Source organism: Nocardioides sp. P4_G10 (assembly GCF_056401175.1).
The window spans coordinates 46,406-62,682 of sequence record NZ_JBFUJV010000008.1; the positions used below are offsets into that span (position 1 = coordinate 46,406).

12 protein-coding genes are annotated in these 16,277 nt (G+C 72.5%); 7 read left to right on the forward strand and 5 right to left on the reverse strand.

Annotation, left to right across the window (positions count from 1 at the left end; genetic code table 11):
* Positions 1–4: 4 nt before the first annotated feature.
* Together AC1DP1_RS10815 and AC1DP1_RS10820 are read left to right on the forward strand one after the other, a co-directional pair.
* Entirely contained in the window at positions 5–1,012 is a 1,008-nt protein-coding gene (locus AC1DP1_RS10815; protein WP_477506861.1) for an SGNH/GDSL hydrolase family protein, read from the forward strand.
* Positions 1,013–1,217: 205 nt separating this feature from the next.
* Positions 1,218–3,377, forward strand: a complete 2,160-nt coding sequence (locus tag AC1DP1_RS10820) for a RecQ family ATP-dependent DNA helicase (RefSeq protein ID WP_477506862.1) — start codon at positions 1,218–1,220, stop codon at positions 3,375–3,377.
* 109 nt (positions 3,378–3,486) lie between these two features.
* On the opposite strand, the gene AC1DP1_RS10825 is transcribed toward AC1DP1_RS10820, so the two are convergent.
* The 4 genes from AC1DP1_RS10825 to AC1DP1_RS10840 all read right to left on the reverse strand — a co-directional run bounded on the left by AC1DP1_RS10825 (position 3,487) and on the right by AC1DP1_RS10840 (position 8,132).
* Positions 3,487–4,719: an RNA polymerase sigma factor gene (locus AC1DP1_RS10825; protein ID WP_477506863.1), complete on the reverse strand. Its 1,233-nt coding sequence runs from the start codon at positions 4,717–4,719 to the stop codon at positions 3,487–3,489.
* On the reverse strand, positions 4,716–5,084 hold the full coding sequence (locus AC1DP1_RS10830) for a YciI family protein (protein WP_457186376.1): 369 nt from the start codon (positions 5,082–5,084) through the stop codon (positions 4,716–4,718). The genes AC1DP1_RS10825 and AC1DP1_RS10830 overlap by 4 nt, the downstream gene beginning before the upstream one ends.
* Before the next feature lie 176 nt (positions 5,085–5,260).
* On the reverse strand, positions 5,261–6,835 hold the full coding sequence (locus AC1DP1_RS10835) for a DHA2 family efflux MFS transporter permease subunit (RefSeq protein WP_477506864.1): 1,575 nt from the start codon (positions 6,833–6,835) through the stop codon (positions 5,261–5,263).
* Between the two features lie 64 nt (positions 6,836–6,899).
* The gene (locus AC1DP1_RS10840; RefSeq protein WP_477506865.1) at positions 6,900–8,132 is read right to left on the reverse strand and encodes a dipeptidase; all 1,233 of its coding nucleotides are present in this window, start codon (positions 8,130–8,132) and stop codon (positions 6,900–6,902) included.
* A 170-nt stretch (positions 8,133–8,302) separates the two neighbouring features.
* Here AC1DP1_RS10840 and AC1DP1_RS10845 point away from each other — a divergent pair, with 170 nt between their 5' ends.
* Entirely contained in the window at positions 8,303–10,996 is a 2,694-nt protein-coding gene (locus AC1DP1_RS10845; protein ID WP_477506866.1) for a DEAD/DEAH box helicase, read from the forward strand.
* On the forward strand, positions 10,993–11,700 hold the full coding sequence (locus tag AC1DP1_RS10850; RefSeq protein ID WP_477506867.1) for an SWIM zinc finger family protein: 708 nt from the start codon (positions 10,993–10,995) through the stop codon (positions 11,698–11,700). The genes AC1DP1_RS10845 and AC1DP1_RS10850 overlap by 4 nt, the downstream gene beginning before the upstream one ends.
* Positions 11,701–11,727: 27 nt before the next feature.
* Here the strand turns inward: AC1DP1_RS10850 and AC1DP1_RS10855 are convergent, their stop codons facing one another.
* Positions 11,728–12,279, reverse strand: a complete 552-nt coding sequence (locus tag AC1DP1_RS10855) for an SACE_7040 family transcriptional regulator (RefSeq protein ID WP_477506868.1) — start codon at positions 12,277–12,279, stop codon at positions 11,728–11,730.
* A 361-nt stretch (positions 12,280–12,640) separates the two neighbouring features.
* On the opposite strand from AC1DP1_RS10855, the gene AC1DP1_RS10860 reads away from it, so the two are divergent.
* Genes AC1DP1_RS10860 through AC1DP1_RS10870 form a run of 3 tightly spaced genes read left to right on the forward strand, consistent with a single transcriptional unit; the run spans position 12,641 to position 16,190 of the window.
* Positions 12,641–13,336 carry a response regulator transcription factor gene (locus AC1DP1_RS10860; RefSeq protein WP_477506869.1) on the forward strand — a complete coding sequence of 232 codons (696 nt, stop codon included), beginning with the start codon at positions 12,641–12,643 and terminating at the stop codon, positions 13,334–13,336.
* Between the two features lie 48 nt (positions 13,337–13,384).
* A complete protein-coding gene (locus AC1DP1_RS10865; RefSeq protein WP_477506870.1) occupies positions 13,385–14,557 on the forward strand; it encodes a sensor histidine kinase in 1,173 nt (390 codons plus the stop codon).
* A 43-nt stretch (positions 14,558–14,600) separates the two neighbouring features.
* On the forward strand, positions 14,601–16,190 hold the full coding sequence (locus tag AC1DP1_RS10870) for a carboxyl transferase domain-containing protein (RefSeq protein WP_477506871.1): 1,590 nt from the start codon (positions 14,601–14,603) through the stop codon (positions 16,188–16,190).
* The last annotated feature ends 87 nt before the right edge of the window (positions 16,191–16,277 follow it).

Sequence of the window (16,277 nt, forward strand, 5' to 3'; positions counted from 1 at the left end):
TCAGATGAATCGAACGACCCGCCTCGCCGTGCTCGGCACCGCCCTCGCCGGACTGCTCACCCCGTTGCTGCTGCAGCCGGCACAGGCCGCCGCCCCGGCCTACGTCGCCCTCGGCGACTCCTACGCCTCGGGCACCGGCACCCGCTCCTACATCGCGGACGGCACCAGCTGCCAGCGCTCCACCTCGGCCTACCCGAGCCTGATCGCCGCGGCCCGCGGCTACGCGCTCAACTTCCGCGCCTGCTCCGGCGCGACCGTCGCCGACGTGACCAACACCCAGCTGTCCGCGCTGACCTCCGCGACGACCTACGTGTCGATCTCGGTCGGCGGCAACGACGCCGGGTTCGCCGAGGTGCTGACCGAGTGCGCTCAGCCGGGCTGGATGAGCAGCTGCGACGGCGCGATCAACACCGCCCAGTCCTTCATCAACGCCACCCTGCCCTCGCGTCTCGCCACCCTCTACTCCGGCATCCGCAGCCGCGCGCCCTACGCCAAGGTCGTCGTCGTCGGCTACCCGCGCATCTTCAACGGCGAGGACTGCAACGCCTTCACCTGGTTCTCCCCGGCCGAGGAGTCGCGCCTCAACCAGACCGCCGACCTGCTCAACTCGCGGCTGGCCACCGCCGCGTCGGGCGCCGGCTTCTCCTTCGCCAACCCCACCAGCCGCTTCGTCGGCCACGCCGTCTGCGACTCCGACGAGTGGATCAACGGCCTGTCCAACCCGATCAGCGAGAGCTACCACCCCAAGGCCACCGGGCACGCGGGCGGCTACACGCCCACCGTGAGCCCGCTGCTGACCGGCGCCACCGTGGCCGTCACCGCCGACGTCGTCGCCGCCTCGTCCGCGAGCGCAGGTGAGCAGGCCGCGCTCCAGCAGCAGTACGTCGACGCCGACCGAACGATCGAGCAGGAGATCTTCGTCGCCCCCGACCTCACCACCCCCGCGGCGCGCCGGGCCGCGCGGAAGGCCGGCGTGGACATCGACCGCTTCATCGCCCGCAGCAACCGCTGACCCGCCGACCCTCCTGGGGTAGTCCACCGGGAAACGGTCGTGCCCGTGGCGTCGGGACGACCGCAAGCCGGTGGACCACCAGGGCGGGTGCCTGTGGATGCGACGGTGCAGCCGTCGGTGCCGGTTGGTAGACAGGGGCCATGAACACCCCACGACGTTCGTCTCCTGCGCTGCGCTCCCCCGAAGAACGCCGCGGGGACCCCGTATGAGCACTGCCACCGGCGCGACCGACGACGTACGCCTCTCCGCCCGGGAGGCCGCGGAGCGGCACCTGCGTGCGCTGGTCGGGCGCGACGACGCGCGACTCCGCGAGGACCAGTGGGCGGCCATCGAGGCGCTGGCCGTCGACCACCGGCGCGCGCTGGTCGTGCAGCGCACCGGGTGGGGCAAGTCGGCCGTCTACTTCGTGGCCACCAAGCTGCTGCGTGAGGCCGGCGCCGGGCCGACGGTGATCGTCAGCCCGCTCCTCGCGCTGATGCGCAACCAGATCGCCGCGGCCGAGCGGGCCGGCATCCGGGCGGTGACGATCAACTCCACCAACATCGATCAGTGGCAGCCGATCCACGACCAGATCCACGCCGGTGAGGTCGACGTGCTGCTCGTCAGCCCCGAGCGGCTCAACAACCCCGGCTTCCGCGACGAGGTGCTCCCGCGCCTGGCAGCGACCTGCGGCCTGCTCGTCGTCGACGAGGCCCACTGCATCTCCGACTGGGGCCACGACTTCCGCCCCGACTACCGGCGCCTGCGCACGTTGCTCGCCGAGCTGCCGTCGGGCATCCCGGTCCTCGCGACCACCGCCACCGCCAACGCCCGGGTGACCGACGACGTCGCCGAGCAGCTGGGGGTGCACGCGCCCTCCTCGGACGAACCGGACTCCTCGACCGACGAGGGTGTCCTCGTCCAGCGCGGCACGCTCGACCGCGAGTCGCTCCGGCTGGGCGTGGTCCAGATGAAGACCCCCGAGCAGCGGCTGGCCTGGCTGGCCGACCACCTTGCAGAGCAGCCCGGCTCCGGCATCGTCTACTGCCTCACCGTCGCCGCCACCCAGGAGGTCGCCGGCTACCTCCGCGACCGTGGCCTCGAGGTCGCCGCCTACTCCGGTCAGACCGAGGCCGACGAGCGGCATGCCCTGGAGCAGGCGCTCGTCGACGGCCGCGTCAAGGCGCTGATCGCCACGAGCGCCCTCGGCATGGGCTTCGACGCCAGCCTCGGCTTCGTCATCAACCTCGGTGCGCCGGCGTCGCCCGTCGCCTACTACCAGCAGGTCGGTCGTGCCGGCCGCGGCACCGACGAGGCCACGGTGGTCCTGCTGCCCCAGATCGAGGACCGCGACATCTGGGCCTACTTCGCCTCGCTCGGCTTCCCCCGCGAGGAGCAGGTGCGCGAGACCCTGGCCGCCCTCGCCGATTCCGAGCGTCCGCTCTCGACGGCCACCCTCGAGACCCGCGTCGAGCTCGGGCGCAACCGGCTCGAGTCGATGCTCAAGGTCCTCGACGTCGACGGTGCCGTCCAGCGGGTGCAGGGCGGCTGGGTCGCGACCGGGCGCCCCTGGTCCTACGACGCCGATCGCTACGCCCGGGTCGCCGAGGCCCGCGAGCGCGAGCAGCAGGCGATGCTCGGCTACCTGCGCACCACCGAGTGCCGGATGCGCTACCTCCGCGAGCAGCTCGACGACCCCGAGGCGACCGACTGCGGCCGCTGTGACAACTGCGGCGGGCTGACCCTGTCGGCGTCGGTCAGCGAGGCGGCTGTCGCCGAGGCCGGCCAGCGGCTGTCCCGCCCCGGCGTCGTGCTCGAGCCGCGGCGCATGTGGCCGACGGCGCTGTCCAACCTCGGCCTCGACCTCAAGGGCAAGATCTCCGCCGGCGCCGAGCCCGGCCGGACGGTCGCCCGCCTCACCGACCTCGGCCACGGCCAGGCGCTGCGCGCGCTGTTCCGGGAGGACACCCCCGACGGGCCCGTGCCGCCGGGCCTCGCGCAGGCCGTGATGGACGTGATGAAGGACTGGTCGCCGGAGTGGACCTCGCGTCCCGACGTGATCGTCGTCGTCGAGTCGGCCACCCGCCCCACCCTGGTGCGCGACCTGGCTGACGGCCTGTCCCGCGTCATGCAGGTCCCGGTGGTCGGCACCTGGGCGATCCGCGACGCCTCCGTCCCGCCGCGTGCCGGCCAGTCCAACTCCGCGCAGCGCGTCGCCGCCGTACGTCGTCGCGGCGGGCTCGACGCCGACGTACCCGCCGGGGCGACCGTCCTGCTCGTCGACGACCAGGTGGCGACCGGCTGGACGCTCACCGTGGCCGCGACCGCGATCCGCGCGGCCGGCGCGTCCGCGGTGCTGCCCCTCGCCCTCGCCGCCCAGGGCTGACCTGCCAGCAGCTTCCAGCCTGACTCCGCCTGGACGAGATATCTGAGGACGTGACGGACGTGGATCGGCGCGAGGTCGGTCCGCCACCTCCTCAGATGTCGCGCGGTCGTCAGGATCCGTCGTCGAGGGGGCGTCGGTGGAGTCGCGTGGCCAGCAGCCGCCGTTCGGCGTCGTTCGTCGTGAGCTCGAGCGCGCGCCGGTTCGCCACCGCTGCCTCGTCATCGCGACCGACGGCGGTGAGGAGCTCGGCGCGAGTGGCGTGGAAGAGGTGGTACTCCCCGAGCGGTTCGGCGAGCCCCTCGAGGCGGGAGAGGGCGTCGACGGGGCCGACGACCTGCGCGTGCGCGACGACCTGGTTGAGGCGTACGACGGGCGACGGGTCGTGGCGAGCGAGCTCGTCGTAGAGCAGGGAGATCTGGAGCCAGTCGGTAGCGGCCCAGCTCGCGCCGGTCGCGTGCACCGCGGCGATCGCGGCTTGCAGCTGGTAGCGCCCGGGCCGCCGGAGCGAGGCGGCGCGCTCGATCAGCCGCTCACCCACGGCGATCGCGTCGTGGTCCCACAGGCTCCGGTCCTGGTCGCGGAGCAGCACCAGGTCACCCTCGGCGAACCGCGCCCGGCTGCGGGCGTGCTGGATGGTGAGCAGGCCGGCGAGGCCCCACGCCTCGGCCTCGTCCGGTAGCGACGCGGCGATGACGTCCGCGAGCCAGACCGCGTCGGCCGCGAGGTCCCGGTCCTGTGTTGGCCCGGTCGACGAGACGAAGCCCTCGTTGAACATGACGTAGACCACCGCCAGCACGTCGTCGAGCCGCGACGTGAGGTCCGCCTGCGTGGGGACGGTCAGGGCGATGCCGACGGAGACGATCTTCCGCTTCGCGCGGACGATGCGCTGGGCGAGCGTCGACTCGTGGACGACGAACGCGCGCGCGATCTGCGGGGTGGTGAGGCCCACGACCGCACGCAGGGTGAGCGCCAGCCGGGCGTCGGGTGAGAGCGCGGGGTGACAGCAGGCGAAGAGCAGCGCGAGCCGGTCGTCGGTCCCCTCGCCGGCCTCGTCGGTGGTCGGTACGTCGGCCCGCGCGGCGAGCGCCCGCTGGCGGTCGCGGTACCGCATGCCGTCCATCGCGTTGCGGGTCGCGGCGACCTGGAGCCAGGCGCCGGGTCGCTGCGGGGGACCGTCGCGACGCCACGACGTCAGTGCCTCGACGACCGCTCCCTGCACCGACTCCTCGGCCAGGTCGAAGTCGCCGAACCGGCGTGAGAGCCGGGCCACCAGCGGGCCGGCCTCCTCGCGCAGGGTCCGCGCAAGGAGGTCGTCCGTGGTGGTCGGCCGCCGGCTCGTCATCCCTCCATGTGGGAGTAGTCCTCGACCATCGGCCGGATCTCCACCGCCACGCCCGGCAGGTCGAGCATCGGCCAGCTCTTCACCACCGCGATCGCGGCGTCCATGTCGGCCACGTCGATGACGCTGAACCCGCCGATGACCTCCTTGGCCTCGTTGAACGGGCCGTCGACGACGACCGCGCCGTCAGCGCCGTGCTTGACGGTGGTGGCGGTCTCGACGCCGAGCAGCTCGGCGCCGGAGTCGGCCATCACGCCGGCGTTCTCGCCGAACCACTCGTAGACCCGCTTGTAGATCGCCTGCGCGGCCTCGGTGTCGGTCTCCCCGGCCAGGTCGGGGCGGGAGGTGTACATCAGGACGTACTTCATGGTCGTGCCTCTCTGTCTCGGCCCCGCTTCTCGGGGCTCGTCACCACCTCGTCGCCGACGACCCCGGGAAATCGACAGCCTCCGCGAGCTTCTCCGCACCATTCTGACCCGGCAGGCACGACAGCGGCCCGCCCTCCGAGCAGGAGGACGGGCCGCGTACGACGTACGACGTCGGGTCAGTGAACCATCATCGCGGTCGGGTCGACCGGGGCGACCTTCTTGCGGGGCAGGAAGGCGGCCGGGATGAGGCAGCAGGCAACCAGGATCGTGGCGACGATGAAGACCGTGCCGAACGCGTCGGCGAGAGCTACCTGGCCCGAGGCGAGCACGGCCTGGAACTGGTCGAGCGGCAGTCCGAACCTCGCCGCCAGCGCGGTGAGGGCCGAGGGATCGCCATCGGCCGACTGAGCCGCCAGGTAGGCCTGGGCGGACTTGCTGCCCGTGATCTCGTTGGTCAGGATCACCGAGAAGAGCGCGGTGCCGATGGAGGCCGCCACCTGCTGGGTGATGTTGAGCAGCGTCGAGCCGCGGGCCACGTTGTGCGCGGTCAGCGTCGCGAGCGCGGCGGTCATGATCGGCATCATCGTGCCGCCCATGCCGAGACCCATGATGAAGAGCGCGCCGAGGATGTAGACGTAGGACGTGTCGGCGCCGATCTGGGTGAACATCGCCATGCCGACGGTGATCACGGTGATGCCGACGAGGACGATCTTGCCGGGGCCGATCTTGTCGGCCAGGATGCCGGCGATCGGCATGGTGATCATCGCGCCGACGCCCTGGGGGGCGAGCAGCCAGCCGGTGGCGAGCGTGCCCTCGCCGCGCACCTGGATGAAGTAGAGCGGGAACAGCAGCGAGGCGCCGAAGAACGCGATCGCGAAGAGCGTCATCGCGATGATCGCGACCGTCAGGTTGCGGTTCTGGAACAGCCGCAGCTCCACCAGCGGGTGGATGTTGCGCTTGGCCAGCGCCCACGGCACGAACGCGGCGATCAGGACGGCACCCAGGATCATCGGGACCAGCACCTTGGGGGCCATCGCGGTGCCCTCCTCGGGGATGGAGCTGACGCCGAAGAGGAACGCGGCAAGACCCGGGGAGAGCAGCAGCATGCCCAGCCAGTCGAAGGTCTCCGACGGCTCGACGTTGTCCTTGGGCAGCACGATCCAGGCGTAGACGATCGCGGCGATGCCGATCGGCAGGTTGATCAGGAAGATCCAGTGCCACGAGGCGCTCTCGATCAGCGCGCCACCGAGGATGGGGCCGAAGATCGGGCCGAGGAGCATCGGGATGCCGAGCACGGCCATCACACGACCGACCCGCTCCGGACCAGCGGCCCGGGTCAGGATCGTCATGCCGAGCGGCATCAGCATGCCGCCGCCGAGACCCTGCAGGACCCGGAAGAGGACCAGCATCTCGAGCGAGGTCGCCGCCGCGCAGAGCACGGAGCCGGCGGTGAAGAGCGCGACCGCGAGGAGGTAGAGGCGCTTCGTGCCGAAGCGGTCAGCGGCCCAGCCGGTCAGCGGGATCACGCTGGCGAGAGCCAGCGTGTAGGCGGTCATCGTCCAGGCGACCTCGGCGGCCGTGGCGTTGAACTCTTCCTGGAAGGTGTTGAGCGCGACGGAGACGACGGTGATGTCGAGGATCGACATGATCGCCCCCAGGACGACCACGCCGGCCACCATCAGGACGCCCTTGTCGAGCTTGTCGGAGTGCTCCGGCTGGGTGGCGCCGGGCTGGGTCTGGGTGTCGGTCACCCGCCAACGGTATTGGTTGCGTCCGACAACGGAGCAATCGTTTTCGCGGTGGCCTGCGTCACCCTCACGGGTGGAGGGGCCTCGGGACAGCGGGTACGCCGTCCAGGTCCTCGATCCGGGCCAGGCTGGGGCCGCGCACGGACTGCAGGTCCGCGGCCACCGCCTCGACGTCGCGCAGCACGCGCAGGGTGTTGCGGCAGGTGAGCCGGGCGAGGTCGTCGGCCGACCACCCGCGCCCGGCCAGCGCCCCCAGCAGGGCGGGATAGGTCGAGACGTCCTCGAGTCCGTCAGGGAGGGTCTCGACCCCGTCGTAGTCGCCGCCGAGGCCGATGTGGTCGATCCCGGCGACCTCGCGCACGTGCTCGCAGTGCGCCACCACGTCGGCGAGGGTGGCCCGCGGCTGGGGATGGTCGAGCGACCAGGTCCGCTCGAAGGCCCCGAACCGTACGCCGTCCGCCTCGGCGATGCCCTCCTGCGCCGCTGCCGCCACGAGCTCGCGGTGGGCGTCGGCGCAGGCGGCGTTCACGAACTTGGGCACGAAGGTGACCATGCACACGCCCCCGCCGCGGGCCATCGCCTCCAACACGTCGTCGGGGGCGTTGCGCGGGCTGTCGGTCACCGCCCGTGCCGAGCTGTGGCTGAAGATCACCGGCGCCTCGGCGACCGTGAGCGCGTCGCGCATCGTGTCGGCCGAGACGTGGGACAGGTCGACCATCATCCCGACCCGGTTCATCTCCCGCACGACCTCGCGGCCGAACGCCGTCAGCCCGCCCGCGACCGGCCGGTCGGTGGCCGAGTCGGCCCAGGGAGTGTTCGCGTTGTGGGTCAGCGTCAGGTAGCGCACCCCGAGTGCGTGCAGCTGGCGGAGCGTGCCGAGGGAGCTGTTGATCGAGTGCCCGCCCTCCGCGCCGGCGAGCGAGGCGATCCGGTCCGCGGCCCAGGCCTCCTCGACCTCGTCGGCGGTCGTCGCCCACGCCAGCTGGTCGGCGTACCGCTCGGTGAGCAGGCGCGCGGCGTCGACCTGCTCGAGGGTGGCGCTGACCGCGTCGTCCCCGGTCAGCCGGGTCGGCACGTAGACCGACCAGAACTGCGCGCCCATCCCGCCCGCGCGCATGCGCGGCAGGTCGGTGTGGGTCGCGGTGCCGCCCGCACCGACGTCGAGGCGGGCGAAGTCGTACGCCGCCTGCTCGCGCGCCTCCCACAGGAGGTCGTTGTGGCCGTCGATCACGGGGTGCGCGGCGAGCAGCGCGGGGACGTCGACCGGGAGGTCGGCGGGGGTGTCGGCGGGGGTGTCCATGACGCACGACCGTAGTCGCCCGGGAACTCCGTGTCGGTGCGAGGCGTTACCGTCCCTGTGCCCGCTGCCGAGCGAGCCAGAAAGGTGCCCATGAGCGAGCGGAGCGAGCGAATCATTCAGCGCCGTGCGACTCGTGCCTCATGCGCGCACGGAGCGAAGCGAGTACGTGCATGAGCTTTGTCCCGGTCACCGGTCCCGCCAGGTTGCTGGTGGGGGAGCCGCCCCGGGAGGGCTCGGTCGAGTTCACCGACGAGCGCCGCACCATCGTGATGCCGATCCGCGGCGCGTTGCCGGTGCTCGGCAAGGTCCGCGACCAGACCGACGTGCATCCCTCGGTCGCGCTGCTCGCCGGGGCTGCGCTGATGGGCCTCCAGCTGGTCGCCTCGGGCCGCTTCGCCCCCGACCCCGAGGGTCGGCACTGGCAGGTCGCGGGGCTCGACGCCGCCGACGAGCGCCGCATCGCCGAGCTGGCGCGCTCCCGGGCCTGGGACGGCTTCGACGAAGCGACCGCCGAGGGCATGGTCCGCGGCCTGCTCGACGCCGTGGTCGACACCATGCCCCGCACCACCCCGGGCCGCTCGCGCCACCGCGGCCCGATCCCCGTCGCTCCCCCGCCGTCGGAGCCGCGCAGCCCCGACGCGTTCAGCGACCAGCTGCAGCAGCGGATCGCCCGCATCCGTGCGCGCGGGCGCGACGACCGGCCGCACCTGGTGTCCATCTCGTTCCGCGTCGAGGCCGACGAGGAGGAGCTGGTCGCCGGCGACGTACGACTGGTGCTGCAGGTCCACGCCGTCGACAACCCCGCCCACCTCGCCGACGCCTCCGAGCTGTGGGCCGAGTCCGGTCCGGAGGCGGCCCACGGCTTCGGCGAGCGGGCGCGCACCCACGCCGCCATAGCGCTGCGCTCCGCGGCCGACGCCTGGCCGGTCCTCGACCGGCTGCTCGACCTGCGGGTCCCCGACGAGATCACCCTCGACTCCGACGAGATCCTCTCGCTCCTCGACGGTGGCGCCGCGGCGCTGACCGAGGCGGGCCATCCGGTCATGTGGCCGAAGTACCTCGACCGCGAGGTCACCCAGCGGGTCGAGCTGGGCCGACGTTCCCCCGCCGGCACCCGCGAGGAGCCCCTGCAGGACGGCCTCTTCGGGCCGCAGGCGCTGTTCGGCTTCGAGTGGCAGCTCTCGTTGCACGGCGAGGAGCTGAGCGACGAGGAGATGGACGAGCTGGCCCGCACCACCAGCCCGATCATCAAGCTGCGCGACAACTGGGTCGCGGTCGACTCCGCGGTGATCAAGCGCGCCCGCAAGCGGCTGATCCGCACCGTCACCCCGGTCCAGGCGCTGGCAGCGACGCTCACCGGTGTCGTCGACATCGAGGACTCTCCCTACGAGGCGGTCGTCGGGGCGAGCCTCCTGGCGGTGCGCGACCGCGTGCGCGAGGCCGCGTCGGGCGAGCTCGTCGAGGTCCCGACCGCGTTGCAGGCCGAGCTCCGCGACTACCAGCGCCGCGGGCTGTCCTGGCTGGCCGAGCTCACGGGGCTCGGCCTCGGCGCCTGCCTGGCCGACGACATGGGGCTCGGCAAGACGATCACGCTGATCGCTCTCCACCTGCACCGCGGTGGCGGGCCGACCCTCGTCGTCTGCCCGGCGTCGCTGCTCGGCAACTGGGAGGCCGAGATCCGGCGCTTCGCGCCGGGCGTCGCCGTACGCCGTCACCACGGCAGCGCGCGCGACCTCGACGGCGTCACCGGCGGCTTCGTGCTCACGACCTACGGCACGATGCGCAACGACGCGGCCCTCCTCGGCGAGGTGTCGTGGGACCTGGTCGTCGCCGACGAGGCCCAGCACATCAAGAACTCGCGATCGGCCGCAGCCCGGGCGCTGCGCACCATCCCGGGCACCGCCCGCGTGGCGCTGACCGGCACCCCGGTGGAGAACGACCTCACCGAGCTCTGGTCGATCCTCGACTGGGCCGTGCCCGGTCTGCTCGGCAGCCGCAACGCCTTCCGCAAGGTCTGGGCCGGCCCCATCGAGTCGGGGCTCGAGCCCACCAAGGCCCGGCAGTTCGCCGACCTCATCGGCCCGTTCCTGCTGCGGCGGCGCAAGTCCGATCCCGGGGTCGCCCCGGAGCTGCCGCCCAAGACCGAGACCGACCACCTCCTCGGCCTGACCCGCGAGCAGGTCGTCCTCTACGAGACGCTCGTGCGCGAGTCGATGCGTCGCATCGAGGAGGCCGACGAGGAGACCCGCCGCGGCCTGGTGCTCAAGCTGCTCACCGGCCTCAAGCAGATCTGCAACCACCCCGCCCACTTCCTCCGCCAGCCCAACCCCAAGCTCCGCGGGCGCTCGGAGAAGATCGAGCTCCTCGACGAGCTCGTCGGCACGGTCATGGCCGAGGACGGTGCCGTCCTCGTCTTCACCCAGTACGTCGCCATGGCTCGGCTCCTCGAGCGCCACCTCGCCGCCGCGGGGGTCCCGCACCAGTTCCTGCACGGCGGCACCCCGGTGCGCGAGCGCGACGCGATGGTCGCCCGCTTCCAGGCGGGCGAGACCCCGGTCTTCCTGCTCTCGCTCAAGGCCGGCGGCACCGGGCTCAACCTGACCCGCGCCGACCACGTGATCCACCTCGACCGCTGGTGGAACCCCGCCGTCGAGGACCAGGCGACCGACCGGGCCTACCGGATCGGCCAGACCCGGCCGGTGCAGGTCCACCGGTTCATCACCCAGGGGACGATCGAGGAGAAGATCGCCGAGCTGCTCGCCCGCAAGCGCTCGCTGGCCGACTCCGTGCTGTCGCGTGGCGAGACGGCGCTCACCGAGCTGTCCGACAGCGAGCTCCGCGACCTTGTCGAGCTGCGGCGATGATCACCCCCGAGGCATCGGCGACCACCCACCCACGGCTCCCTGCCCGCCGCGGCGGTGGGTCCGGCACCTGGTGGAGCAAGGCGGTGCTCCGGGCGGTGGAGGAGGCCGCCTTCGGCGAGAAGGACCTCCGCGTCGGCCGGCGGCTCGCCCGGGCAGGGGCGGTCGGCGCGATCACGGTCAGCGAGGGCGGCGCGGTGGCGGCCGTCAGCGACGGTCAGGACGCCTTCACCGTCGAGGTCACCGTCCCGGTGCTCGACGCGGCCGACGCCGCGGCGTTCGTCGAGCTGGTCGCGGCCGAGTCGGGGCGGATCGGCGCGCTGCTCGCCGGCCAGCTGCCGCACTCGTTCGTCGAGGCGGTGGAGGAGGCGGGCGTCGAGCTGTTGCCCTACGGGGGCGAGCTGGGCTCGGCCTGCTCGTGCGACGCCTGGCTCGACCCGTGCCCGCACGCGCTGGCGGTGCTCACCCAGCTGGCCTGGCTCATCCAGGCCGATCCGTTCGTCCTGATCCACCTGCGCGGGCTCGCGCGCGAGCGGGTGCTGCGCGACCTCCACCGGCTGGTCCGGCCGCCGGCGGGCGACGCTGAGTCTCCGGGAGACTCAACCCCCAGCGGGCCCGACGACGTCGACGACCTGGTCGTCGCCGAGGACGCCGCCGTGCGCGCCGCCCGGCTCCTGCGGCTGGAGAGCCCGTTCGACGCCTGGTGACCGGCGCGACCTGCGGTCGGGCGCGACTCAGGAGAGCCCGAGGGCTCCGTGGGCCATGTCGCGCAGCACGTCGTGCATCTGCGGGTCGGGCAGCCGGCCGCTGTGCGGCGTGGAGTTGAGCAGGCCGAACAGGACGTGGGCGCGGGTGCGCGAGGCCTCCGGGCTGAGGGTGGCGTCGTGGCGGCGGATCTGCGCGGCCCACTCGTCGACGTAGGCGCGCTGCAGGGCGCGGACCCGTTCGCGGGCCTCGTCGGGCAGGCTGCTCCAGTCGCGGTCCTGGACCACGATCAGCGCCCGGTGCTCGAGGGCGAACTCGATGTGCCACTCGACGAGCGCCTCGAGGGCCTCGCGCGGGCCGTCGGCGGTCGCGACCCGTGAGCGTCCCTCGGCGAGGAGCGTCTCGCTGATGGTCACGAGCATCTCGGCGAGCATCGCGTCCTTGGACTGGAAGTGCTTGTAGAGCGCGGGGCCGGAGACGCCGCACGCCGCGCCGAGCTCAGCGACCGAGACGCCGTGGAACCCCCGCGAGGCGAAGAGGTCGGCCGCGATGTCGAGGATCTGTTGGCGGCGGGGAGTCACGACGCCGAGGTTAGTGCCTGCTAACCCCCACGGAGCCCGTGGTCCGGGGAGCGGCATGAGGCGCTCGGGCGCCTCCGAGACTGCAAGCGGAATCATTTCGTGCCTCCCCGTACGTCTGGTGCTGCAGTGGGCCGCACCCCGGCAGCGGCCCACTGATCCCCCGATCCGTGCACCCGACTTGATCGTAGATCCTAGGCGCTACACCCTTTGGAGTGAGTGGTGCCAGCACCACCATCCAGCAAAGGAACCGTCGTCACGGCGTGTCACGACGACGGATTCATGGGCCGAGGGTGTACGGCGCCACGCGTCGGGTGGTGCCAGCCCTACCGACGCCCGGTCGGGCCGTGGTTACAGTGCGCGCATGTCCCGCATCCGCGTCGTCCTCGCCGAGGACGGCGACCTGCTCCGGGCGGGCGTGATGGCGCTGCTCGACGGCGACGACGACATCGAGGTCGTGGCGACGGCGACCAACCTGCCCGAGCTGCTCGCCGCGGTCGAGGAGCACCGTCCGGACGTGGTGCTGACCGACATCCGGATGCCTCCCGACTTCACCGACGAGGGCATCCGGGCGGCCGGTGAGCTGCGGCACACCCACCCCGGGATCGGGGTGGTGGCGCTGACGCAGTACTCCGACGTCGAGTACGCACTGGACCTGGTGCGCGAGGGCAGCGACGGCCGCGGCTACCTGCTCAAGGAGCGGGTGGCCGACGTCGACGAGCTCGTGGCCGCGCTGCGAACGGTCGCCGCCGGGGGCTCGGTCATCGACCAGATCGTGGTCGACGCGCTCGTCGCGACCGGCACCCGCCGCCACGACTCGGTGCTCGACCGGCTGACCCCGCGCGAGCTCGAGGTGCTGGGCATGGTCGCGCGCGGGATGACCAACGCCGCCATCGCGGGCGAGCTCGTCGTCACCGACCGCGCCGTCGAGAAGCACATCAACTCGATCCTGACCAAGCTCGACCTGCCCTCCGACGCACCGGTGCACCGCCGGGTCGCGGCCACGCTGGTCTTCCTCAGCGAGGCTGGTGTCGGTGGCGGCGTCTCGCCCCTCCGATGACGGGCCGACGAGGCGGGGGCGGATGGACGAGTCGATGAGCTCCACCCGGTGAGGGGGATCCTGGCGGGCTGGGACGCCCTGGATCCCGCGCTGCGCTGGCTGATGCGGATCAACCTGATCGCGCTGACCACCGCCACGCTGCTGCTCGCATCGGCGTACGTCCTCGGCTTCCGGCACACCTCGGTGGAGGTCGACCTCGGCGTGATGGCCGTGTCGATCGTGCTGATGCTCGTCACCCCGCCGCTGTGCCGGCGCTACGGCGCGCCGGCGGCGATCGTGGGACTCACGCTGTCCGCCCTCCTCTTCGCCGTCGGGGGCACGTGGGCCACGCCCAACCTCAGCCCGCTGACCGCGCTGTTGACGATGGTGCCGCTGCTGGTGGGCTTCGCCTACCTGGGGCGGTGGTGGATCCAGGTGCTCAGTGTCGTCGCGGTGGCCGGCAGCGCGGGCGTGGCCGCCCTCGCCGAGTGGCGTCGTACGGAGGCGGTCAGCGAGGAGTGGTGGGTGAACGCCGTGGTGATCGCCGCGTCCCTGCCTGCCGGCGTGCTGGTCGTGGTGTTCCTGGTGCGCAGCGCCTACGCCCGCCTCCAGGGCCAGTCGGCCGAGCTCGTCGAGTCGCGTCGCCGGGTCGTCGAGGTGGCCGACGCCGCCCGGCGCAGCCTGGAGCGCGACCTGCACGACGGCGCCCAGCAGCGGCTGCTGGCCTCGAGCGTGACCATCGAGCGGGCCCGCAAGGAGCTGAAGGCCGGGCGACACGAGTCGGCGGCCGACCTGCTCGACCAGCTGGCCGCCGACAACCGGGAGATCGTCACCGAGCTGCGCGAGCTGGCCCGCGGCATCTACCCACCGCTGCTCACCGAGCGCGGTCTCGTCGCCGCCCTGCAGTCGACGGCACGACGCTCGGCGGTGCCGGTGACGCTGGACGTCGCCGACGTGGAGCGGACGGACCCGCAGGTCGAGGCGGCGGCGTACTTCTGCATCCTCGAGGCGCTGACCAACGCCGCCAAGCACTCCGGGGCCACCGAGGTGCACGTGACCCTGCGCGGTCGCCCGCACCTGTCGTTCACCGTCAGTGACGACGGCCGGGGGTTCGACCGCGACGCGGTGGACGCCGGGGGACTCCTGGGGATGGAGGCGCGGGTCGCCGCGGCCGGCGGCCGGCTCACCCTCGACACCAGCCCGGGACGCGGGACGGTCCTGCGCGGGGAGTTCGCGCCGTAGTCGTCGATGGACACCGCAGGTTAACGATCGCTAACCTGACGGGGTGTCCGAGCACCAGACCCCGACGGCAGGGGCGACCCCCACCATGCGCGAGCTCGTCGACGACCTGCGTTCCCGGCTGGCCCGGGTCCGCCAGGGCGGGTCGGAGAGCGCGCGGAAGAAGCACACCGACCGCGGCAAGCTGCTGGTCCGCGATCGCGTGGACCGGCTGCTCGACCCGGGGAGCCCGTTCCTCGAGCTCGCGCCGCTGGCGGCGTACGGCATGTACGGCAGCGGGTCCGCCGACGGGGACGACTACGCGGTCCCGTCCGCCGGCGTCGTGGCCGGCATCGGGCGCGTGTCGGGTCGTGAGTGCGTGATCGTGGCCAACGACGCGACGGTCAAGGGCGGCACCTACTACCCGATGACGGTCAAGAAGCACCTGCGCGCGCAGACCATCGCTGCGGAGAACCACCTGCCGTGCCTCTACCTCGTGGACTCCGGCGGCGCGTTCCTGCCGCTGCAGGACGAGGTGTTCCCCGACCGCGAGCACTTCGGCCGGATCTTCTTCAACCAGGCCAACCTGTCCGCGGCCGGGATCCCGCAGATCGCGAGCGTGATGGGCTCGTGCACGGCCGGCGGCGCCTACGTGCCGGCGATGTCCGACGAAACGGTCATCGTGCGCGACCAGGGCACGATCTTCCTCGGCGGCCCGCCGCTGGTGAAGGCCGCGACCGGTGAGGTCGTCACGGCCGAGGACCTCGGCGGCGGTGACGTGCACGCCCGCACCTCGGGGGTGGTCGACCACCTCGCCGAGGACGACGCGCATGCACTGGCGATCGTCCGCTCGATCGTCGACACCCTGCCAGCCGCGACCCCGGCCCGGGCGCCGCGCGCGGAGGTCGAGGAGCCGCACGAGCCGGCGGAGTCGCTCTATGACGTGGTGCCCACCGACACCCGCACGCCGTACGACGTGCGCGAGGTGATCCGCCGCCTCGTCGACGGCAGCCGGTTCCACGAGTTCAAGAAGCTCTACGGCGACACGTTGGTGTGCGGGTTCGCGCGGATCGACGGCTACGAGGTCGGGATCGTCGCCAACAACGGCATCCTGTTCAGCGAGTCGGCGCTCAAGGGCGCCCACTTCATCGAGCTGTGCAACCAGCGCGGGATCCCGCTGGTGTTCCTGCAGAACATCACCGGCTTCATGGTCGGTCGCGAGTACGAGAACAAGGGCATTGCCCGCGACGGCGCCAAGCTCGTCACCGCGGTCGCGTGCAGTGTCGTGCCGAAGTTCACCGTCGTCATCGGCGGCTCCTTCGGTGCCGGCAACTACGGCATGTGCGGGCGTGCCTACGACCCGCGCTTCCTGTGGATGTGGCCCAACGCGCGCATCTCCGTGATGGGTGGCGAGCAGGCCGCCTCGGTGCTCGCCACCGTCCGCACCGACCTCGAGGACGACGCCGCGGTCGAGGCGTTCAAGGCCCCGATCCGCGAGCAGTACGAGACCCAGGGCTCGCCCTACTACGCCAGCGCCCGGCTGTGGGACGACGGCGTCATCGACCCCGCCGACACCCGGCGGGTGCTGGGCATGGCGCTGGCCGCGACGTCGTACACCCCCATCCCCGAGCCGTCCTACGGCATTTTCAGGATGTGAGGCGCGCAGTGACGAGCGAGGAACGAGCGCGTCGCGTGGGCGCGACCAGGTTGAGCAAGCCCTGCGGCCGAGGCACGAGGTCGCAGC

Bases quoted from the DNA above. Each gene is read 5' to 3' on its own strand.
- AC1DP1_RS10820 (WP_477506862.1), top strand. From the start codon at position 1,218: ATGAGCACTGCCACCGGCGCGACCGACGACGTACGCCTCTCCGCCCGG.
- AC1DP1_RS10830 (WP_457186376.1), bottom strand. From the start codon at position 5,084: ATGAAGTACGTCCTGATGTACACCTCCCGCCCCGACCTGGCCGGGGAG.
- AC1DP1_RS10860 (WP_477506869.1), top strand. From the start codon at position 12,641: ATGTCCCGCATCCGCGTCGTCCTCGCCGAGGACGGCGACCTGCTCCGG.
- AC1DP1_RS10815 (WP_477506861.1), top strand. From the start codon at position 5: ATGAATCGAACGACCCGCCTCGCCGTGCTCGGCACCGCCCTCGCCGGA.
- AC1DP1_RS10825 (WP_477506863.1), bottom strand. From the start codon at position 4,719: ATGACGAGCCGGCGGCCGACCACCACGGACGACCTCCTTGCGCGGACC.
- AC1DP1_RS10850 (WP_477506867.1), top strand. From the start codon at position 10,993: ATGATCACCCCCGAGGCATCGGCGACCACCCACCCACGGCTCCCTGCC.
- AC1DP1_RS10840 (WP_477506865.1), bottom strand. From the start codon at position 8,132: ATGGACACCCCCGCCGACACCCCCGCCGACCTCCCGGTCGACGTCCCC.
- AC1DP1_RS10845 (WP_477506866.1), top strand. From the start codon at position 8,303: ATGAGCTTTGTCCCGGTCACCGGTCCCGCCAGGTTGCTGGTGGGGGAG.